The organism is Streptococcus hongkongensis, assembly GCF_053206145.1.
In genome coordinates this window covers 104,466-127,629 of record NZ_JBRUGD010000004.1, presented here as the reverse complement: position 1 = coordinate 127,629, position 23,164 = coordinate 104,466, and the positions used below count along the sequence as shown (strand labels likewise).

General features: G+C 35.3%; 15 protein-coding genes and 1 pseudogene. 12 read left to right on the top strand and 4 right to left on the bottom strand.

The window, feature by feature from the left end:
* Positions 1-13: 13 nt before the first annotated feature.
* The 5 genes from ACVRZD_RS03685 (at position 14) to ACVRZD_RS03665 (ending at position 5,273) form a co-directional block, all read left to right on the top strand.
* A complete protein-coding gene (locus ACVRZD_RS03685; RefSeq protein ID WP_447450279.1) occupies positions 14-505 on the top strand; it encodes a PTS sugar transporter subunit IIB in 492 nt (163 codons plus the stop codon).
* Positions 506-523: 18 nt separating this feature from the next.
* Entirely contained in the window at positions 524-1,390 is an 867-nt protein-coding gene (locus ACVRZD_RS03680) for a PTS mannose/fructose/sorbose/N-acetylgalactosamine transporter subunit IIC (RefSeq protein ID WP_447450278.1), read from the top strand.
* A complete protein-coding gene (locus tag ACVRZD_RS03675; protein ID WP_447450277.1) occupies positions 1,377-2,192 on the top strand; it encodes a PTS system mannose/fructose/sorbose family transporter subunit IID in 816 nt (271 codons plus the stop codon). Before ACVRZD_RS03680 ends, ACVRZD_RS03675 begins: the two co-directional genes overlap by 14 nt.
* Positions 2,193-2,260: 68 nt before the next feature.
* Positions 2,261-4,180, top strand: a complete 1,920-nt coding sequence (locus ACVRZD_RS03670; RefSeq protein ID WP_037626885.1) for an alginate lyase family protein — start codon at positions 2,261-2,263, stop codon at positions 4,178-4,180.
* Between the two features lie 91 nt (positions 4,181-4,271).
* Positions 4,272-5,273, top strand: a complete 1,002-nt coding sequence (locus tag ACVRZD_RS03665; protein ID WP_447450276.1) for a LacI family DNA-binding transcriptional regulator — start codon at positions 4,272-4,274, stop codon at positions 5,271-5,273.
* Positions 5,274-5,824: 551 nt separating this feature from the next.
* Here the strand turns inward: ACVRZD_RS03665 and ACVRZD_RS03660 are convergent.
* Complete coding sequence (locus tag ACVRZD_RS03660; protein ID WP_037626889.1) at positions 5,825-9,115, bottom strand: polysaccharide lyase 8 family protein; 3,291 nt, start codon at positions 9,113-9,115, stop codon at positions 5,825-5,827.
* A 199-nt stretch (positions 9,116-9,314) separates the two neighbouring features.
* Positions 9,315-10,247, bottom strand: a complete 933-nt coding sequence (locus tag ACVRZD_RS03655; RefSeq protein ID WP_037626892.1) for a DUF8370 family protein — start codon at positions 10,245-10,247, stop codon at positions 9,315-9,317.
* 409 nt (positions 10,248-10,656) lie between these two features.
* Here ACVRZD_RS03655 and ACVRZD_RS03650 point away from each other — a divergent pair, with 409 nt between their 5' ends.
* Entirely contained in the window at positions 10,657-13,527 is a 2,871-nt protein-coding gene (locus tag ACVRZD_RS03650) for a DUF3427 domain-containing protein (RefSeq protein WP_037626895.1), read from the top strand.
* Between the two features lie 21 nt (positions 13,528-13,548).
* Here ACVRZD_RS03650 and ACVRZD_RS03645 read toward each other — a convergent pair whose 3' ends face one another.
* Positions 13,549-13,941, bottom strand: a complete 393-nt coding sequence (locus ACVRZD_RS03645; protein WP_037626897.1) for a (deoxy)nucleoside triphosphate pyrophosphohydrolase — start codon at positions 13,939-13,941, stop codon at positions 13,549-13,551.
* A 569-nt stretch (positions 13,942-14,510) separates the two neighbouring features.
* On the opposite strand from ACVRZD_RS03645, the gene hupY reads away from it, so the two are divergent.
* The 6 genes and pseudogenes from hupY (at position 14,511) to ACVRZD_RS03615 (ending at position 22,506) form a co-directional block, all read left to right on the top strand.
* Positions 14,511-17,849, top strand: a complete 3,339-nt coding sequence (gene hupY, locus ACVRZD_RS03640; RefSeq protein ID WP_037626899.1) for a leucine-rich repeat adhesin HupY/LrrG — start codon at positions 14,511-14,513, stop codon at positions 17,847-17,849.
* A 409-nt stretch (positions 17,850-18,258) separates the two neighbouring features.
* The gene (locus tag ACVRZD_RS03635; RefSeq protein WP_037626902.1) at positions 18,259-19,221 is read left to right on the top strand and encodes a Gfo/Idh/MocA family protein; all 963 of its coding nucleotides are present in this window, start codon (positions 18,259-18,261) and stop codon (positions 19,219-19,221) included.
* Between the two features lie 138 nt (positions 19,222-19,359).
* Positions 19,360-19,587 (top strand): annotated as a pseudogene (locus tag ACVRZD_RS03630) (iron ABC transporter permease); the annotation flags it as partial.
* A 180-nt stretch (positions 19,588-19,767) separates the two neighbouring features.
* Entirely contained in the window at positions 19,768-20,691 is a 924-nt protein-coding gene (locus ACVRZD_RS03625) for a magnesium transporter CorA family protein (RefSeq protein WP_037626904.1), read from the top strand.
* 18 nt (positions 20,692-20,709) lie between these two features.
* Positions 20,710-21,789, top strand: coding sequence for an MmcQ/YjbR family DNA-binding protein (locus ACVRZD_RS03620; protein ID WP_037626906.1), 1,080 nt, complete (start codon positions 20,710-20,712; stop codon positions 21,787-21,789).
* 12 nt (positions 21,790-21,801) lie between these two features.
* Positions 21,802-22,506: a B3/B4 domain-containing protein gene (locus ACVRZD_RS03615; RefSeq protein ID WP_447450275.1), complete on the top strand. Its 705-nt coding sequence runs from the start codon at positions 21,802-21,804 to the stop codon at positions 22,504-22,506.
* A gap of 158 nt (positions 22,507-22,664) precedes the next feature.
* Here ACVRZD_RS03615 and ACVRZD_RS03610 read toward each other — a convergent pair whose 3' ends face one another.
* The gene (locus ACVRZD_RS03610) at positions 22,665-23,138 is read right to left on the bottom strand and encodes an arginine repressor (RefSeq protein ID WP_037626909.1); all 474 of its coding nucleotides are present in this window, start codon (positions 23,136-23,138) and stop codon (positions 22,665-22,667) included.
* Between the last annotated feature and the right edge of the window lie 26 nt (positions 23,139-23,164).

Below are 23,164 nucleotides of genomic sequence, written 5' to 3'. Positions count from 1 at the left end.
ATGAGGAAAAATTATGACAACACCAAATATTGTTATGACACGTGTCGATGAACGATTAATCCATGGTCAAGGCCAAATGTGGGTAAAATTTTTAAGCTGTAATACGGTTATTGTAGTTAATGATGCCGTTTCTACAGATAAAATTCAACAAACTTTGATGAAAACTGTCGTTCCAAGTTCAATTGCTCTAAGATTCTTTAGTGTCGACAAAGTAATTGATATTATTCATAAAGCAAGTCCAGCTCAATCAATCTTTTTAATTGTTAAAGATTTGAAAGATGCGCTTAGATTAGTCAAAGGCGGCGTTCCAATCGATGAAATTAACATTGGAAACATTCATAATGCTGAAGGTAAAGAACAAGTAACACGTTCAATTTTCCTAGGGCAAGAAGATAAGGATGCTATTAAACTTATGAACGAAAAATACAATGTTAAGTTTAATACTAAAACAACACCAACTGGTAATGATGGGGCTGCCCCAATTAATATTTTAGAAAAAGTTTAATCTTATAAGGAGATTTTTATGACAATCAGTTTATTCCAAGCAATTCTAATCGGCTTGTGGACAGCGTTCTGTTTTAGTGGAATGCTACTTGGACTATACACCAATAGATGTATCGTTTTATCATTTGGTGTGGGAATTATTTTAGGTGATATTCCAACAGCTTTGGCTGTGGGAGCAATCTCAGAACTTGCTTATATGGGATTTGGTGTTGGTGCCGGTGGTACAGTTCCGCCAAACCCAATCGGACCTGGTATTTTTGGGACATTAATGGCTATTACAACAGTTGCAGCCAAAGATAAAATTACGCCAGAAGCAGCACTTGCTTTATCTACACCGATTGCTGTTGGAATCCAATTTATCCAAACTGCAGTCTATACAGCCTTCGCTGGTGCACCTGGAGCGGCTAAAAAAGCTCTTCAAAATGGAGACTTTAAAAAATTCAAAATTGCAGCAAACGGAACGATTTGGGCATTTGCGGCTGTCGGTTTCATATTAGGGATTACAGGTGCCTTGTCAATGGATACATTAACAAAACTATTTGCAATGATTCCTCCTGTATTGCTTAATGGATTAACTTTAGCAGGTAAAATGTTACCAGCTATTGGCTTTGCCATGATTTTATCTGTAATGGCTAAGAAAGAACTTATTCCATACATTATCTTAGGTTATGTTTTAGCAGTTTACTTTGGTTTACCAGTCTTAACACCAACAGCTAATGAAGCAGGTGTATTAACAGGTATTTCAACTGGATCAGTTGTCGGTATCCCTACAATTGGTGTCGCTTTAATTGCAACTATTTTTGCACTTATTGATATTTATAAAAAACCAACCACTTCAGTAGTTGAGAATGAATCTGAGGGAGATGACCACGATGACTGGATCTAATAAATTAGTAAAAAGTGATTATACAAAAACGGCCTTACGTGCCTTCTACTTACAAAACGGCTTTAACTACAGTAACTATCAAGGGATTGGTTATGCTAACGTAATTTATCCTGCTTTAAAGAAACACTATGGTGAAGATAAAGAAGGCCTTGCAAAAGCACTAGAAGAAAACGTAGAATTCTACAATACAAATCCACATTTCTTACCATTTGTAACAAGTTTACACTTGGCCATGTTAGATAATGAACGTCCAGAAGAAGAAATTCGTGGCTTCAAGATGGCTTTAATGGGTCCACTTGCAGGTATTGGTGATTCACTGTCACAATTCTGTTTGGCGCCACTATTTTCTACAATTGCAGCATCACTAGCAACAGATGGATTAGTCTTAGGTCCAATCTTATTCTTCGTGGCCATGAATGCTATTTTGACAGGTATTAAATTAGCTACTGGTTTATATGGTTATAAATTAGGAACAAGTTTTATTGATAAACTTAGTGAACAAATGGCAGTTGTTTCAAGAGCTGCAAATATCATTGGGGTAACTGTTATTTCAAGTTTGGCAGCTACACAAGTTAAATTGTCAATTCCATATACATTTGCGCCAGATAAAGTTACCAATGCTTCTCAAAAAATTGTAACTGTTCAAGGGATGCTAGATAAAATTGCACCAGCAATGTTACCAGTATTATATACACTATTAATGTTCTATTTAATTAAAAATAAAAAATGGTCTACATATAAACTTGTAATTTTAACAGTAATCATTGGTATTATTGGTAGCTGGTTAGGTATTCTTGCTTAATTTATGACAAAAGGATTGGTATCTATTTACCACATCCTTTTTGCCTTTTTAAAGAAGTTAGGAAAAATATGGAAAGTAAAACAGAGACTTTAGTCAGTCAATTTTTTAAATCTTTCGAAGAAGGATTCTGTAGAGATTATATTAAAACTTATAATCAGACAGATTACAAACGCATCAAAGAAAACGTCGATTTGCTGATGGAGAATACTTTCATTTTTAATGATAATTGGGATATGGAGCCTTGCCCTGTTCCCTATCACTTGGAAGTAATCCATTGGGATAAGCAGGTGACTGATGATCCTGAATGGAATTTTATGTTAAATCGACAGTCCTATTTATACAAATTAGTTGTGGTCTATCTCGTTGAAGGGGATGACAAATATCTTGATAAAATCAAATATTTTATTTTTGATTGGATTGGTAGAGACTATCTATTAGATAAAAATTCCTTAACATCTAGAACTTTAGATACTGGTATTAGATGTTTGGCATGGTTAAAAGCACTTCTGTTTTTAAAGCGATTTAATGCCATTAGTAAAACAGAAGAAGATAAAATTATCTCTTCAGTAAGAAAACAATTTGTCTTCTTGTATGACAATTACATTGAAAAATATACCCTAAGTAATTGGGGCATCTTGCAGACGACAGCTATCTTAGCTTGGTTTTATTACTATGAGGATGCAATACAATTAGCAGAGATAAAAGAGTTTGCTGAAAAAGAACTTTTTGAGCAAATTAGATTACAGGTCCTTGAAGATGGTAGTCAATATGAACAATCAATCATGTACCATGTTGAAGTCTATAGATCACTGCTTGAGTTGGCCATCTTGGTTCCATCCTATAAAGGTCTTTATCAGTCGACATTGGTTGAGATGAGTGAATACATCTATATGATGACAGGTCCAGACCATCATCAATTTGCCTTTGGGGATAGTGATGTTACTGATACCCGAGATATATTAACCATGTCGGCTGTCCTTCTACAGTCAAATCGACTAGCCTCAAAATCTTTTAATCACTTAGATATTGAATCACTTCTCTATTTTGGAGAAAAAGGTGTGGAGACCTTTAAGGAGCTTAAGCCACTTGAAACATGTAAAGAAGGGCGACTATTTGAGTCCAGTGGCCATGTTTGCTTACATGATCACCGTCGTTTCCTTTTTTACAAATGTGGCCCATTAGGAAGTGCACATAGTCATAGTGACCAAAATAGTATCTGTCTCTATGATCAGGGACGGCCAATTTTTGTTGACCCAGGTCGTTATACCTATGAAGAGGATAGTTTGCGGCATGAACTAAGAAGTTCTAAGGGGCATTCAACTTGTTTAATTGATGATCAAGCAGTGGAAGCCGTCAAAGATTCATGGAGTTACTTTACTTATCCAAATGCTGACTACTTGACCTTAAAAGAAGAGAATGATCTGTCATTGATTGAATCTAGCTTTTCTTCTCAGCTAGAAGATGGGGTGAAATTAATACACAAGCGAAGCGTTCTAGCATTGCCACATGGGATTACCTTAATTCTTGATAAGCTTAATTGCCCAGGGGAACACCGTCTAACAACGCAGTTTATACTGGATGATCAGGTGATTTTTAATGAACAGACGGTGAATGATTTACAACTTACAAGTGATAATCCCTTCAGAGAAGAGCAGTTGGCTATTTCTAAAAGATACAATGAATTTACGCAGAGTAAAAAAATTGTCAAAGAGGCTAAGTTCAAAGATGTCATATATGATTATACCTTATTAACAGATAAGAATTGTCTGGTTAAGCGCCAGCCATTGCTTCAAACGGGTAGCAATAAAGAATTAAAGAATAGTTTTGGTTTTGAGATAATCGGAGATGATTATCATTATGTGATTGGAATCCAAGCGGAGGATATCCTAAGTGGTGATAAACTATATAAAGTTGATGGTGTGAAATGTAGAGGAAAAATTGTCGTTATAGATAAAAAGTCTAAAAACATTTACAGACTGAAAAGTTAAGTCATTTAGTTACCAACTTACTGCCTGTCAAGTATTAATATGTTATACTAATCTTATTAAAAAGGAAAATCATCAAGAAGGGAAATTTAGTTTGTCAAAAAAAATTACAATAACGGATATTGCACAACTATCTAATACATCAAAGACAACTGTATCCTTTTATCTAAATCAAAAGTTCGAAAAGATGTCAGAAGAGACAAGGAAAAGAATTGAAGATGTTATTAAAGAAACAGGTTATAAACCAAGTGCTCTAGCTCGTAGTATGAACTCTAAAAGAACCAATTTGATTGGGGTATTGATAGGAGATATCACGAATACTTTTTCAAATCAAATTGTAAAGGGAATAGAAACAGTTACCAAAGAAAATAATTATCAAGTTTTAATTGGAAATAGTAATTATGATTCTAAAAATGAAGATTATTACATTGAAAATATGCTGAATTTAGGTGTTGATGGCTTTATTATTCAACCAACATCTAATTTTAGAAAATATTCAAGAATCATTAATGAAAAAGAAAAACATATGGTGTTTTTTGATAGTCAATTATATGAACATAAAACAAACTGGGTAAAAACAAATAATTATGATGCTGTTTATGACATGATTCAATCTGCAATTGAAAAAGGCTATGAAGAATTTGTCATGATTACAGCAGATCCGAGTCTCTTGAGTACAAGGATTGAACGTGCTTCAGGGTTTATTGATGCTTTATCAGAAAAAAACTTAGACTTTAAAAAATTAATCATTGAACAGGATGATACAGATACTAAATATTTAGAAGATTATTTGAATCAAGTTGTTGATCGAAAGAAAAAGACTTTAGTTTTTGTTCCTAATTGTTGGGCACTCCATATGGTCTTTGAAGTGATGAAAAAATTAGAATTTTCTATGCCTCATATTGGGTTAGTTGGTTTCGACAATCTAGAGTGGACCAACTTTTCATCTCCGACAGTTACAACAATTGTCCAACCTGCATTTAATGAAGGAATGGAAGCGGCAAAAATTCTTATAAATGAGATTGAAGGATCAACTTATGGAGAAGCACAAAAAACATTTGATTGTAAGATAGAGTGGAAAGAGTCGACCTTGTAAAAAATAACAGAACCTCCCCTACAGGAAAAAACTGTAAGGGAGGTTTTTGGTGTTCATTATTAACTAGAATAAAACAGTCTCAAATGCTAATAAAATTTTAATTTGTAGTATACTATAAGTGAATTAGAAATGGATTGATTTTGTGTATTTAATAAAGGAGATAATATGAAGAAATATAAAACTATGTTAGTTGTAATCATTTTTATATGCACTAAATAAAGCTAAAAGAAGCTGGGACAACCTACAAGATGTTCTCAGCTTCTTTTTGACTAGATGGTTTATTGGTTAAGAGATGCTTTCTAATAAATGAGTTAGAGAAAAAGGAAGAGCGCTTCTCCAGGTAGCTGTTAGGACTTTGATGTTGAATAGAAGATCAGCTAAGTTAATCTGTGGAGACAGATTGCTTTGTGCTTTCAAAAGATGAGAAGGTGAAAGAGATTGCATCGGAAAATTAATCTCTTCATGGTTATGAGAGTTACCGTAGCAAGGAATATATTGATACTGTTCAAAATGCTTTAGCCTTACATTGCAAAGGACAGGCAATGAGCTAGTCAGGTTAAGGGGGTGTGGTGCGTCAAAACACTTGTCTCGTGTTTACGCATGCTGACAGGGTCATAAGTGACAATCTGATACTTATTTCCTTGTTCTTGCACCATATAGAGTCCAGCATCTGTCAATTGTAGTTGCTTGTTAATCAGATAAGGTGTCTTGTCTCGTTTGATTACTGTCCATAATTTTCTTGCTTTGTCATAAACGACCTGTACTTGCTTATCATTTTGAAGCAGTTGAATTTGTTTGTTATGGCTTAAGTCAGTTAACAGGTCACTAGTTGCCTTTGGTACCATATAATAAGCATAGGAGTTATCACTTGCAGTATGTGCTTGTTTGATGGTGATAAAGGTATTTGATTTCAAATCAGTGTTCTTGGTTGGTAGATTGATAGCATGCCAAGTTCCAGTTTGAAGAGTCTTACTGATTGTGATACTTGTAGGGTCTAAGAAGACATAGCCGATATTAAGTTCAGTTTTTGAACTTTCAAGTAAGATGGTTTTGACATTCGAATGACTGTGTTCTATACCATCTTCAAGCGCAACAAGGTTGCCATTAATATAAACTTTATAAGGAGATTCTTGATTTTCTTTTCGCTGGTCAATAGTTGTGTAGACAGAGTCTTTACTGGATGACGTAATTGAATTTCCAAGAAAGACAATTTTATCATTAAGAATAACCCAGCTCTTATTTGCTCTTAAGGTATTATCCCAATTGGTGAAATCCATGGTAGCACTGCCAAAGTAATTATTAAAAGCTAATGAGCCAACAAATGCTGAGGGATTGGTTACTTGTCCTGTTTTCTTAGTAGCTTCCTCCCCATATTGTTTCAATAATTTGGCTGTCACATCTTCTCTAGGAGCCGTATTTTCTGTGGTTCCTGGTAGGTAATAGGGGTTAACAGTTGGCCAGTAGTCCTTGCTATAGTGAGCGAGGTCCTTATTATAGTAATAAAACATGCCATCACTGGTATACCAGCCTCTAGTGTTTTCATCATTCATAGCTTCGAAGTTTTGAGTTCTGTTAGAATAGAGAGATAAAGCGAAGCCGAAGTCTTTCTCAGCATTGTAATATGCAATCTTATCCATACTGTTAAAGGTAGTCAGTTGTGTTTTTATTTCATATGGTTTAATAGTTGAATCAGCTAATAAAGCTTTGAAACTTGAAATGTCTTGATATGATTTTAAATTATCATAAGGATTATAATAAGTATCTGATTGTAAGATACTCTTTATTTTTGCTTTCAATTCAAGGTTTTCTTTTAAATCTGACATATTAGCAAGTCTTAAGAAGCCACGAAGTACTTCAATAGTTGCTGCATGTGAAGGACCTGTTTCTCGACTAATTGACCGGCCTCGACTCATATCCATTAATTCACCGTGCACTATTAAGGGCAGAAAAGACTTATCTATCCACTGATAAAGTAACCTTAATTTATCTTCTGGGATCTTGTGGTCAGTTTGTTGAACAATTGGGATTAACTGAGAAATCCCGTCAATCAGCACGTTACCGTATGCGCCGGTATAGGCGACATTGGTATGATCAATATAGGAACCATCTTGATAAAAACCGTTGCCCTCTGAGACAGTTGTAAAGAGATTAGCCAGCGAATTTGTTGCATTCGCAATTAATTGATTATCTTTTCTGAGGATGCCAGAAATAATTTTGACACGGCCCATATCAACAAGATTGCCACCTAAAGCAGCAAATGGATTGGTCAGGGTCATCCTAAAGTAATTGGCATCAGGGACGAAATGTTCAATGGCATCTGTGTATTTCCTAATTTCTTCTTTTGTGAAGTAATCAGTTAAGAGACAAAGTGTATTGACAATGGCGCGTGGGCTACCAATTTCATAATCCCACCAATTGGCCTTGCCGTCAATGTCTTTGTTTGAATTGTAGACATTAAGAGCCATCCAAGCCATGCCCTCTTTTACAACTCTAATGGCATTAGCATCCTGATAAAACTGTGATGTAGGGGTCACCACTTGCTTAGCGATCTCTTCCAAACGGCGATAAGTGCTAGTGATCTGTGATGAATTGGCGTAGTTACTCAGATCATTCCAAAGGGCTATACGATCAGCTTGCCTATTAAAACGGCTGATATGCGAAGCTACTGTCGTTTCTAAGTCATTAAATAAGCGTAGCATATTTGCATCAGAAGCATCAAAGACCTTGTTGCCAAAGGTAATGTCGTTCCATTGTTTGACTAATTGATCATACTTATCTTGGGCAGATGGTAGAACGGATAAGGGAATCTTTTTGATGACTTGGCCGTCGGGAGCAGCGATGCTTAGGGTGGTCTGGCCGGCGGCTTTAGGAATTAGCAGGCCATGGACTAGATCAGCTACAGAACTGTCCTCAAGGGCGTAGTGGTAGTCAGGAAAATTGAGAACGTGGGTTTTAGTGAGAGGAAGCTGAATCTTGTCTTCGAGTGTATAAGTTAGAGGCTTTGGAGCCCCCGTATCTTTTGGTCCAACAGCAAACATGGAAAGGTTAGCAAAGGCAACTTTACCAGTTCCCTTCTCATAATAGAGTTCAACAGTGACAGTCGAGATGTTATAAAAAGGGTTGTAGAGCTTGGTGACATGTCTTTTGCTGGCTGTTCCACTAGTCATCGGAGACAGCCAAATCCGATCGGCAGATCCAGCTTGGGGACTCTTCTCAAGAATTCTAACAAAAGCTTGTCCAACTTTATTTTCAGTGTCGATGTCAAACGAAATCTGGTACTGTTTTGACGCATCAATCGGAACGTTTTGGGTCACAGCCCCACGAAAGTCTTGAGAACTATCAATCACCAACTTACCATGATCAACCTGAATAGTCGGACTAGTCGCTTGCGATTGTTTAGGGTCGATATAGAGTGACCAGTCCTTGGCTTCTTGCTGATTTGCCCACTTGGAATCAGGCTTGGACGAGGGAATGACTTGAGAGAAATCACTATTTTTGATGAGGTTGGGTTCTGAGTTAGGGAAATTACTGACATCAGTGATTTCAGGAGTAGTAGAGTTATTTGATGAAGTTTCTGATTGAGTAGATTGGTTTACTTGGTTGTTTACTAAATGACTTGTATTGAGAGTATTAGTAGTATCAGAAAGGGTATTGGTGGGTGCCTGAGTGAGCTTGTCTTCAGTTCTAGATGGAGCAGATGACATCACAGAAGTGATTGAATTATCAGGTGATGAACTAGTCATATCGTCAGCATAGACGATATGATTAGCCCCTAAAACAAGCCCCCCTAACAAAAGACTTGAAAATAAAAAACAACTCGTTTTGACATAAGATTTTTTCATAAATGTTCTCCTATATTCGGTAAACCGGTTTAATAGAAGAATAACATGTTTGAGCAAAAATGTAAAGCGGTTACAAAAAAATAATTTGACAAAATATAAAGTACAAGGAAGTAAAAAAAGAAGCTGAAAATGTTTTTCAAGTCACTAAAAAACTTCTCTCAATAAGAGAGAAGTGACACTATTCATTCATAAAAAATAATTATTCAGTTGTCAACTTATCTAGTAACTCATCAGGTAATATATGATTATCAGAAAAATGATTCATATTTTTGAAATATTCGCTATACCAATTATGATTCTTTAGCAGTTGATCCATTGCGTAAGTTTTCCATTTATCTGGACGATTTAGATAAGGTGATCTAATTTCCATATCAATAAGTTGCTTTTGTGTAGCAGGTTTTGGACTATTGTTTTTGTAGTAACCATTTATCCCCTTGTACTTATCTAGATTTCGTTTATTAGGGAAAATGATTATTTTTACAAAATCAGATGTTGAAAACTTATACTTTTGTGAAACAAGACATTTTGGAATAAGAAGAACGGGTTTGCCGGTGCTTGTTGTAACGTAAAAATTTTCGATTTCTAACCATTCTAACTGAGGGTATGCCCAATAAGATCCAAAGTTGTGTTTTTTTGGTGAGATTTCTAGATTATGAATTTTTGCTTGTTCTAATGTATATTCGATTATTTCTTTTTTTAGAATACTAACTAGGAAATCGGAGGTTCTATCTTCAGCAAATTTTGGTACAAAAATTGCTATTGATGCTGGATGCAATAAAGATTTTCTTTCAGATTCATTGAATTTTGTTAAGTTTTTAAAAAAATTAAAAAGCATATCTTCAGAAGCCCCAGTACCTCTTGAACCATTTCTTGAATAGCCTAAATGAATAAGATTACACTCTGAGGAAAACTTTAGTACTTTTCGAACCTCACTTTCACCATATTCTATATATATCCTATAGACTTCTAGAAAAAAAGAGTGCAATTTAGTTATGCTATTATTAAATATTGGACTCAGATAAGTCGAATGTAATTTGGTTGGATCTAGAAAAAGTTCAACATCTTGATCAATTTGGATATTTACAAAATCTAGTTCATTGTGTTTTTTATTTTTAATTATATTATTTGGCAATATCAATCCTCCATTATTCTTTTATTTGAAATAATAAATGAAAAATTTTGCTTTACATTTTTTTAATTGATATAGTTTTAAAAGTATAGTTTGAATAGTGTCAGGATGCAAAATTCTGTTTCGTTCATTTTCAAAAGGTTGTAGATTGCCGTCTATAACCTTTTTTCAACTAATAGTATACATTATAAATAAAAAAAATCAATATATTGTGTTATTTTTTATATAAAAACACAATATATTGTTGTTAAATCGTTTTGTGAAAAGATAATATTATTTTTGGAGAAAAGACAAATTGATTTCTATACTTTATTTCATTAGCAAATTGTAGCAAAATACGTCAAGATCAAATTTCTCTTGATGTATTTTGCTTTTCATAGGATAATAATATTATTAAATAATGAGGTATCTTATGACTTATTCAAATTTTAAGAGTCAACTGCATGAAGCTTTGCAATTTGGATTTATTGACAAAGATAAATTTAAAGAAAGTTTAAATGCACCTAAAGTGTTGATTAACAATCAGGAGGAACGTCGATTTGTTCTAACTGATGTCCAAGAAGAATTATCAAATTGTATTCATTTTCAATTTTCTGTTGCATTCGTTACACAGTCAGGGATTGCATTAATTAAGAGTCAGCTTCTAGATTTGGCGAATAAAAATATTCGTGGTGAGATATTAATTTCTCCATATTTAGATTTCAATGATCCCTTAGCGCTTTTAGAATTATTGAAGTTAGAAAATGTAAAAGTTAGAGTTTCTCCGGAACAGATACAGTTACATTCAAAATTTTATTTATTTGATCATGGTTATAAGCAAGTCCTTATTTCTGGTAGTTCTAATTTAACCGGGAATGCCCTAAAGAAAAATTATGAATGGAATATTAAGTTAACATCAACTGATAATAGTGCACTTATTCATACTACAAGAAATGAGTTTAAAAGGGTATGGGATTTATCAACTGACCTAACTAAAGAATGGATTAAGTTATATAAGTTAAGAAGACAAGTTCCAATTCCATTTGTTAGAATAGAAGAAGAGCAACCTGTTGAATTTACAGGTAAAATTTTTCCAAATGACATGCAAAAAAATGCTTTAAAAGGTCTAAATTCGGTTAGAGATAATGGTGCTCAAAAAGCATTAGTAATTAGTGCAACTGGAACGGGGAAGACATACCTTTCAGCATTCGATGTTGAGCAAGTTAATCCTGAACGTGTTTTATTTATTGTGCATAGAGAACAAATTCTTTCTAAATCTCTAGAAAGTTATCAACGTGTTTTAGGCTTTGATAGTAGTGATGCTTGTATCTATAGACCAGGAATGGATATTTCAGGTAAGAAATATATCTTTGCCATGATTCAAACCTTATCAAGACCGGAACATTTGTTTAAATTTGACCCATCTTTATTTGATTATATTTTAATTGATGAAGTCCATAAGGCAGGTGCGGCTTCATATAAAAAAGTGATGGAATACTTTAAACCAGGATTCTTACTTGGTATGACTGCAACTCCTGAACGAACGGATGGTCAAAATATTTTTGAATTATTCGATTACAATCTTGCATATGAAATTCGATTACAAGAGGCTTTAGATAATGATTTGCTTTGCCCTTTCATATACCATGGTGTAAGTGATATTCTAGTGGATGGAGAGCTGATAAATGAAAATTCTTCATTTTCTAATTTAGTCTCAACTGAAAGAATAAAGCATATTCTTAAAAAAATAGACTACTATGGTCACAGTGGAGAAAAAGTAAAAGGCCTTATTTTTTGTTCAAGTAAAAAAGAAGCTACAGAATTATCAAATCAATTTAATATAAATGGACTTAGAAGTAAGGCCTTAACAGGTGAAGATTCTGCTCAAGTAAGAAATGAAACAGTAAGAGAGCTTGAAAATGGGCAATTAGAGTACATTTTTACAGTTGATATTTTTAATGAAGGAATTGATATTCCTAGTATTAATCAAGTTGTAATGTTAAGAAATACACAATCAAGTATTATTTTTGTCCAACAATTGGGTCGTGGCTTAAGAAAACATTATTCTAAGGAATTTGTTACAATTATTGATTTCATTGGTAATTATAAAAACAATTATTTAATTCCCATAGCTTTGTTTGGTGATCAGTCTATGAATAAAGATAACTATAGGCGTGAAGTTCGTGAAGCAAATTTGATTAAGGGTCTGACAACCATCAATTTTGAAGAAATAGCAAAAGAACAAATTTTTAAATCCATTTCAAGTACCACTTTATCAAGTATGAAAATTCTTAGAGATTCATATATTGAGGTCAAAAATAAAATTGGTCAAGAACCTTACCTAATTGATTTTCTAAAGAATAATAGTATAGACCCGTTAGTATTTTTTGAAAATAGTCAATTTAAACAATACGGAGATGTTCTTAACAAGTTTTCAGATGAAACAATATCATTAAATGATACAGAGAAAAAATATCTTGAATTCATAACTTTTGAATATTTAAATGGGAAAAGAAAACATGAGTTATTATTGTTGGAACAACTTGTAAAATATGATGGTCAAATAGATAAATCATTTTTTAAAAAGCTACTTTCTGAGCAGAATCAATCGACAGATGAGCACATCATTCGATCTGTAGAAGGAACTCTATCTTTAGAATTTTTAAAGGGACAAGAACAGAAGCGTTTTGGAAGTGTTCCTTTAGTATACGTTGAAAATAATAACTATATTTTAAATAAAGTTGTTTTAGAAAGCTTAAAAGAAAACCCTGATTTTTGTTCTCTATTTTGTGATGTTATCAAAACAGGTTTGACTAAATCGGAGTTATATCCAGATATATTTACAATTGGTCAAAAGTATTCTAGACGAGAAGTAATCAAATTATTGAATTTTTCAAAAGATGAAAACCCACAGAATGTTGGAGGATATAAAATCGATAGGAGCACGAATACTTGTCCAATATTTGTAACATACCACAAAAGTGATGATATTAATGAGAGTATCAAATATGAAGACAAGTTCCTTAATGAATCAATGATTTCTTGGTTTTCGAAAAATAAAAGAAACTTTAATTCTCCTGATGTTAAAACAATAATAAAATCTAATCAAAATGGATTAAAGATGGAATTATTTGTTAAAAAAGATGATGGGGAAGGTGGAGACTTTTATTATCTGGGACCTGTGAAATATTCTGACGGAAGTGCAAAATTGGTGGAAAAACCAGAAGGAACATCTGTAAATATGTTATTGCAACTAAAAAATTCAATGAAAACAAACTTATATAATTATTTAACAACAAAATAAAAATGAGATTCTTCCGGGATCTCATTTTTTTCTCAATAAATTCACTGCTGGAATATCAACTGGTGCCCATTCTAGGCAGTTTAATTCTTCGACTGTTAACCACTTTGAATCTTGATGTTCAAGTAATTCTAACTTCTCAGATAGGAGTTTTGCTTTGAATGTTTTCATAATGACTGTACCAAAATCATAGTCATAGGAAGCTTCATTAACATAATCAATTATTTTAATTTCAGCATTAAATTCTTCTTTAATTTCTCTTATTAATGCTTCTTCTGGTGATTCTCCAATTTCCAACTTACCACCTGGAAATTCCCAAAAACCACCTAGAGATTTACCTTTGGGTCTTTGGGCACAAAATATTTTTCCATCTTTAATAATTGCTGCTGCAACTATATGTATTACTTTTTTCATAATGCTATTCTCTTTTCTATTAATTATATTTTATCATAAATGCAATTGGTATAGAATTCACTTGGATTGATATTGAAAATCCACCAGAGGATGCCATAGGTTGGGTAGCAAAAATAAAGGAGCTTTGAGGAGCTTCTTTTTGAAGAAAATTACTTTTTGTATCATTTTAAATCATATATATAATTAGAATGTAACCTTGTTTTATTAAGTTCTTGTGCAAATAGAAAAATTATTAATAGCGATTTTTTAGAGTCACTCTTCACAGAATATTCAAAATATTCCCGTCTGAACTTTGATTAAGTTCAGACGGGAGTTTTTTGCTTTTTGTTTAGCCTAGAGCGCTTATTAATGCTATTTTATTTTTTTATCCACAAAAATTAAGATTGCTTAAAAAAATAATTAAGGTATTGTAATTTTGTTTTTATTATGCTATTATTCAACAAGTGATATTAGGTTTTAGCTACGAGAGAGAGTATTATGAATAACCTAAAATTAAGTCAATAAGTATTAAGGCTCTAAATTTGATTGCCTTTATTATAAATTAGTTAGTAACAGAAAGGAACACGGTGGTTATGAAAACTAAACCAATACTAATTACTTTGTCGCTCTTAACTGCGACAAGTCTTCTTTGTGGTCAGGAGGTCTATGCCAATGAGCTAGAATCCAAACCTGTCGTCCATAATAATCAGTCTTTAGAAAATGATGATTGGTTTGTTGAGGAAGATGATATTGTCGACAAACCAAGTGTTGCGGATGATAGGCCAATCAATAAAGAGGTTTCAGACTTGTTTGGCGATGCACCAACTCTGCCAAGTGAAGAAGTGCCAAATACTGAAAAAGTCGTTTCTAGTGATCAGGAAGATCCTGAAGCCTTAGAGGAAGAGACAAGTACTCAGGATCAAGCTAGTCCTATAGACGACAAGTCTTCAAAAGTTGGTCAGGAAGGATTGACAGAAGAAATAGAATCCGTTCGGGGAAAAAAGCAACCCACTTTAGAAAGTTCAGAGTTAGAGCCTCAAGAAGAAACGGTTTCTCAAAAAGAACCTGAAAAGACTCCGATGATAAATGAGGAAGTAAAAGATACTCTAACTAGTCAGCCAATCAGTGGTTTGGAAAAGAACTTTTTAGAAGATAGACCGCAAGTAGAGCATAACTTAGCCTCAGCAGTTGAACCGGTTGAGCCAATCTGGAAGCTCTCTGATTTTATTATTAAAAATCAGCAAATCATTGGTTTTACCAAAGAAGGTATCAACAAGTTAAGGCAGACAGGTCATCTTGTCTTGCCTGATAAAGATGAAGCTGGGCAACCAATTGTGAGGGTTGCCAGTTTTGCCTTTACTCCAAATAAAAAGACAGCTATTCCGGATTATACTAGTCGACCAGGTGAAAATGGTAAGGTTGATAATCTTGATGTTGACCAACAACCAATTATTAATGAGGGAGAAGAATTTAGTTCCTATGCCCTAAAATCACTTACCATACCAGAAGGCTATCTCTCAATTGGTTCAGATGCCTTTACTGAGAATAAGAATTTAACAAGCATCAATTTGCCACAATCATTAAAGTCGATTTCAGACTATGCTTTTGCCCACAATAATTTGAGTCAGATTATTTTACCTTCATCTCTTGAAAAGATTGGTGATAATGCTTTCTTTGATAACCGTATTAGTAAGGGGCTAGTTCTACCTGAAAGCTTAAAAGACTTAGGAGAACGCGCCTTTAAGTCCAATCGAATCAGTAAACTTGTCTCAAAGAGTCCTTCTCTAAAAGTATTTAAGGAAGCTGTCTTTGAAGATAATTCGCTATCCAACATTGTGATTGAGAGTCCAATTGAGAAGATAGAAGAAAATGCCTTCGCTGCAAATCCAGGTGATGCTCACTATGGAAACGTTGTGGTTATTAATTCATCAAAAGCAGCAAAAGAGATTAAGGTCTTTGATAAGCATGTTTATGTTAATCCTGGTAAGGACAAAGAAACAGCTTTACCTAATCTTGATATGTCCAAATGGTTGGTTGCAGATTTCACTTATGATGGTACAAGTGTCACAGGTTTTTCAAATAATGGACTTTTAAAAATTCGTCACAATAAACATTTAGAAATTCCTAAGCTCAATGCTCAAGGAGAATCTGTCACAGCCATTGCAGCAAATGCTTTTAGAAATGTTGATTTTGAAAATAAGACACTAAGAAAATATGACATTGAAGAGCTTATCCTCCCATCAACTATCAAAACTATTGGAGACTTTGCCTTCCAATCTAATAATTTAACCAGCTTTGAAGCCAGTGAAGAGTTAGAAGTTATTGGACAAGGTGCCTTTATGAATAATCAGATTGATGTTCTGGACTTAAATGATAAGCTAAAAACAATTGGAGACGCAGCTTTTCATATCAACCGAATCCATGCAATTGTCATTCCTGAAAATGTAGAAAAGATTGGTATTTCAGCCTTTCGTCAAAATGGAGCCCAACACCTGCTCTTTCTAGGGAATAAGCTAAGTGATCTAGGGGAAATGGCCTTTTTATCAAATGCCTTGACAGACATTAATCTCAGTGGTTTAGATAATCTGAAGCTGATACCGGTACAAGCATTTGCTGATAACCTTTTGGAAACAGTAGCTTTACCACCACACTTGGAAAGTATCTCAGCTCAAGCTTTCAGAACCAATCGCTTAAGTGACATGGTGGTTCCAAATAGCCTACAAAATATAGTATTTAATGCTTTTGACCAAAATACTGGTCATCCCAAATACAAAAAGGTTCTTATTGAAACAAAGGATAAGCTGGTTTCACCACTAGCAGATGGAGACTTTTTTGTTGTCAATCCAGATGTCTTAAGTAGGGATATGACTCCTATAGCAGATTTGCTCAAACTGATTAAAGAACTTGACTTAGATCAGCTTCAAGAAACGACAAAGTTCTACTATCTCGATTTAGCAAAAAGAGCTGAAGAACTCTTAAATAATAAGTTGTCACAAGGAGCACAGAACCAATTTGTCAAGGAAGCCAAATTCTTTATGTCTCGGATTGATTTGGATAAGAGCTTAAAAGAAGCTATCTTAGTCCATAAGAGTCATCCCCATTATAAAGATTCAAGTCTTTTGGAAGGTAAAATAGGAGAAGCTAAGGTAGCCTACACCAATAGTGCACTCTCAGATCAAAGAATTAACCGTCTGATTAAAGTACTAAACTTCTTAAGTCAGCTGGTTAAAAATGATGGTAAGTTAGGTTCACCCTATATGGTAGAAGGCGTTTATCATTTGGAATCTCCACTACCTATCCCAGATTATTTCATTGCCCTTAATCTCTATTTCGACAAAGATGGTAAGATTATCTTTATCTTAGATAGAAGTGAGCAAGTAGGACAAAACCAATTTGATGATTATGGTAATCCAATTATGAATATTGACGAGGACAACGAAGGTTATCACAGCTTAGCTATTGCTACTTTGGCAGATTATGAAGGGCTAAGTATTCAAGAAATACTCCATAAAGATCTTTCTCAATTACCTCAAATCAGGCTTGTTGAAAAAGCAGCCTACCATAGGGAAGGGATATTCCTCGCCATCAAAGATGCTTGCCAAGATGCACTTAAAGTTCTAGCTGACAATGCTACTGCAGAGTCACAGAAAGAACAAGCACCATCAGAGAAGATAGAAACAAGTGCTACACAAAATCAAGACAGCCTAGCAAACAGCTTCCTTCATGATACAAGTACTAGTCCAAGAGGTTTAGCTAACCATAATAGCCAAGAAAAGCAAGCAAGTCAAGAGATGTCAGTAGATACTAAAGATAGCCTTCCTCAGACTGCTGATCAAGAGAGAAATGCCTTGATGACTTTTGGTCTCTTCTTCTTGAGTCTAGTCTTACTTCCTTTGAAAAGGATTAAAGCAGGTATTTTTGGTATTAAGTAAGGCAAGAGTACAAAAAGTATAGCCTGACATGGTATTTCCAAAATGGGACAGTGGGTAACTTTCTGCTATGCCCAATTAAGATAGTTTTTGAGAGATTTCCACTTCTCATTTGCTTATCGATCTCACCTTAATTGTGATAATGCTTACTGTCTCATTCTTTGTTCTATTTATTATTCGAATGGAGTGAGACCATTCAAGATTGTCTAAGATTGTATCTCATAATTAAGCTTTTGACTATAGAAAGCACTCTTGATTCTCTTTATTAGGATTTGGAGTGTTTTTGTATTCGAGGATATGCTTGACTTCTTGCCGAATCTTTTTCTTCATCCTCTCCCTAGCCCATCTCTGATTTTTTTGGTTTATCATGTTATAATGATCTTATGTTCAGTATGTGGTAGAGGAGATTTGTATGGCGAAGGTTAGGTATGGTATTGTGTCGACTGCTCAGGTGGCTCCCCGTTTTATTGAGGGAGTGCGTTTGGCTGGGAATGGAGAAGTGGTGGCTGTCTCGAGCCGCTCTTTTGAAGTGGCTCAAGAGTTTGCTGAACAACATGATATTCCTAAGGCTTATGGTTCTTTGACTGGTCTTTTGGCTGACAAGAATGTCGACGTCGTCTATGTACCAACTATCAACAAGGACCACTTTAATGTGGCTAAGAAGGCCCTGAAGGCTAACAAACATGTGCTGGTTGAAAAGCCCTTTACGCTTACTTTTGATGAGGCGCGTGAGCTCTTTGATATGGCTTATCGTCGTGACCTTTTCTTGATGGAGGCGCAAAAGTCGGTCTTCATTCCTTTAACTGATGTCATTAAAGAGACCATTGAATCTGGGGAAATTGGGGATGTCGTTTCGGTTTCATCCGTTACCTCTTACCCTAACATTGATCATATTTCCTGGTTCCGCGATCTGTCTGCTGGAGGAGGTGCAACCCACTTTATGGCGCCTTACGCGCTAGCCTATCTGCAGTACATCTTTGATTCGTCCATTGAAAAGGCAGGTGGCATCGCCAACTTTCCTAAGAACCAGAGCGACAGCCAGGCCAAGCTTATCTTACAGTTGAAGAATGGTGTCATTGCAGACATTTACCTGACGACAGAAATTAAACGAAAACATAAAATGACCATCTATGGAACCAAAGGGTCGCTAGAGATTCCTAGCTTTTGGAAGTCAACGGCAGCTACGATAATTCACGAGGATGGCAGCCGCAGGTTGCTTGAGGCGCCCATGGTTAGTGATTTTGCTTCTGAAGCTTTCCACGTCAGTCAGATGATTCAAGAAGGTGAAATTATCAGTCCCATCATGCGTCCAGAGATGACCCTGATGGGCATCAAAATCATCGAAGACCTCTACAAATCATGGGGCAAATTTTAAGAGTAAGACAGCAATCCGTAATTTTGGAGGAGTTTGATTTGGTCGCCTCAGTTCTGCAAAGTTGAGTAGGGTTGTTACAGTTGATTTATCAACCTATTAGAGTCAATTTAGCCACTGTATCTTACACTAAAAACAAGAATCATCTCAGGTGCCATTCTGTCTTGGATTACCATGATTTCAGAATTATCAACGTCAATTCTTTTGTATCATATCAAAACAAAAACAATGACTGTTGCTATCTATACAGAAGTATTAAGAGGTAATTTTGGTATTGCAGCAGCCTTATCTACTCTCCTGACAGGCTTTACTGTTATTTCCTTGTTACTCTTTATGAAAGTATCCAAGAGTGATAGTATAACCATGTAAATTTTTTTATTAATGTTGTTCCTTTAATATTTTTAAGCAAACCCCACCTTAAGAAGTGGGTTTTTGTTTGTTTTGAAGTATGGTTGCTTTAATTGTTTATTTGACGACTTTCTGCTTGTATAAAGATTAAAATTGATGAATAATAGAAGTAGTAGATGACAGTAACCAAAGGAGTGACAGATGACAGAAGAAAAAAGTAAAACTGAGCAATCCATTATTGAAATCAATATGGATTTGGTATCTGATTCTGAGCTTATGCTGTATTTTGATTCAGGTTTATTGGATCACGAAATTGTTACTTATGCTAGAGATGCTTATGAAGCCTCTTTTATTGAAGAAAATGGGGAGCGTTTAACAGCGGTCATTCACATTTTGGATGAAACTTATGATAATTATAAAATAGGTGACATGCCAAAATCTCTTCCTTTATTATTTGTTGTAAGTGATTCTGCTATTCTGGTCTTAACCAATCACAAAACTTCAGCTCAATTTGCAAGAATCAGGTCTGACTTATCACAACATAAGAGTAATAAAGTTCTCCTATTTGAAGCCATTATGCTGTTGACAAAAGCGTATTTCAAATTGATGGAAAAAATTATTACGCTCCGTGATGATGTCATCAAGGATTTACAAAAACGGCCTCGTAAAGAAAATATTGCTAAGTTAGCAAAATTGCAAAGTGGGTCAGTTTATTTGTTGATGGCGGCGCAACAAAATGCAGATATGCTGAAAGACTTTAACAACTTATCAAGCTACGAAGCATCTAGTGATGAGGAAAAGGAAGTGTTTACTGATGCAATAATTGAAAGTCGACAACTCTATCAGATGACCTCTTTACATGAGCGTCTCTTAAATGAGATTGCATCGTCATATAATAATGTACTAAGCAATCGTTTGAATGACAACATTACTAATTTGACCATTCTTTCTATTGGCTTGGCCATTGTTACAGCTGTTAGCAGTTTTTATGGGATGAATATCAAACTGCCATTTGCAAAAGTTGACATTGTCTGGCTTTTAATCACGGTCATATCATCACTTGTTGCCTTTATTTGTATGGTTTGGATGCGTCAGTACGTTAACAAAGACCATGACGATGATTAGTTTAAATGAAAGGAAATTATGTTTGACCCAAATAAAATGTTTGCGAATCAAGTAGTAGATATCAACTTACTTGCTGATTTTGGCTTTCATAAGAAGCCAGATAATTCCTATACCTATGAAACACGCATTATGGATGAGGCTTTTCAAATCACCATAACAGTCGATGCAGATAAAGGTATTGAGACAGCTATTATTGATCTTGACTTGAATGAACCCTATCATGCAATCTATGCCAAAAGTCGTAGTGGCTATGTTTCAGAAGTAAGACAGGCTTACACAGAAGTGCTTGAGGATTTTACTGGGCGCTGCTGTCAGGAACATCCCTTTTTATCAGCTCAAATGAACAGGATGGCTGTCAAAATTGCTGATAGCTTTGCTGATTCATGGGACAAGCCCTTTGAAAAAGCTCAAGACTATAGCTCCTATCGGGTGGCTGGTAAGTGGTACGCGCTGGTTTATCCGGCCAAGGGTCGCCAGTTTGAAGGCATTGCAGATGACAAGAAGGATAAGGATTTTGAGGCGGTCAATCTCAAGGTTAACCCCAAAGATATGGCGGAATTGCTAGCGCTTGAAGGCGTCTACCCCGCCTATCACATGTCCAAGAAATCATGGGTGTCGGTTCTTCTGGATGACGGTCTCTCAGACCAAGTCTTGTGGACCTTGCTTAGTAAGAGTCGACAATTAGTCGCTCCTTCAGCATTAGCAAATCCTGACGGTGGCCCTGATTATTGGGTTATCCCTGCTAATCTCAAGTACTATGATATAGATAGTGAGTTTGCTGCTAATCCAGAGATTCTTTGGACACAAAAAGCCAGTATCAAAGCTGGCGACTATGTCTTTATCTATATCACAGCTCCTACCAAGGCTATTCGCTATGGCTGTCAAGTGCTAGAAGCAAATATCTCTAATCAGGGCTACCGCAAGAAAACAGGTATTGATCAGCTGATGCGACTGCGCTTGATCACACATTACCAAGATGACCAGGTGACTTTTGATATCATGACATCAAAGGGTGTAGCTGCTGTTCGTGGACCACGGCGCATGCATCCAGATTTAATTGCTTATTTAAAAGAAAATAAGTTATGGGAAATGGTCTAAAAGGAGAATAAGATGAAACGATTTATTGTTGATCACAGTTTTTGGGAACTATTTCCAGAAGCTAAACTTGGTGTCTTGCTCTTGAAGAATTATAATGGTTTAGGGGAATCAAGTCCCGAAATTAAGGCTCTCTTAGAAGAAAGCCACAAATTAGCTGAAGAGCACATTGATGATCGTAACTTTAGTGACAGTGATGTGGTTCAAACTTATCGTAAGGCTTACCAAAAGTTTAAAACTAAAAAGGGAGTGCGCTCAAGTATCGAGGCTCTGTTGAAACGTGTTGCCAATGGTCAAAAAATTCCGTCTATTGATCCTTTGGTAGACATTTACAATGCAGCAAGTTTGCGTTTTGGTTTGCCTGTCGGTGCTGAAGATAGTGATCGCTTTGTAGGTGATTTGCAGTTGACAATAACGGATGGCGATGATGAATTCTTTCTGATTGGCGATGACAAAAACAGTCCCACTCTGCCTAATGAGCTTTGCTACAAAGATGGTTCTGGTGCGGTTTGTCGTTGTCTTAATTGGCGAGATGGTGAGCGGACGATGATTCAACCCCATACAAAAAACGCTTTTGTAGTGATTGAAATGCTTAATCCAGCTGACGCAGACCGCATGCAAGAAGCACTGACTTTCATGGAAGGCCAAGCTAAGCTTCAACTAAGAGCTGAAACAGAAATACATATCTTAGACAAGCATTTTTCAAGTATTATGTTGTAAGCCAAAATAGAGTGGGACAGACACCCATGAAGTTATAAATCAATACAAAAAGCTTTTGATTAAATTTATCATTCAAATTCATACCTGAGGTCCACTGGGTCTTAAATGCCCTCTTTCTTGTTTCATGGAGGACAGATAAAAAGACCCACTGGGTCTTTTTATTTATTACTAAAGAAGAATGGTGGGGTGTAATGACTGAGCGTGTCATAACATCTTTGGGCTGCGTCGTGGTCTTCGCAGATAATGAGGCAGGTGTCATCGCCACAGACGGTGGCTACGATTTCTGGAATCTGCATGGCGTCAAGAATTGACCCAAATGATTGGGCAAGTCCAGGTAAGGTTTTTAGGACGATTTGATTTTGAACGACGCGCAACATCACAAGTGCATCTTCCATATAAAAGCGCAAGCGATGTTCCCAACGGGTTTGAGAGATGGATAGGGCTTCATAATGTGTTTCTGAACCATTGGATACTTTGACCAAATTGAGTTCCTTCATATCACGTGATAAGGTAGCTTGCGTGATGTGAATGCCATTTTTTTTGAGGCGATCTTGTAATTCTTGTTGTGTATGAATAGTAGTCTCTGAAATCAAAGACCGAATCAATTGATGTCTCGTCTCTTTTTTATTCATTTTCATGTTCCTCTAATCTTTTGCAA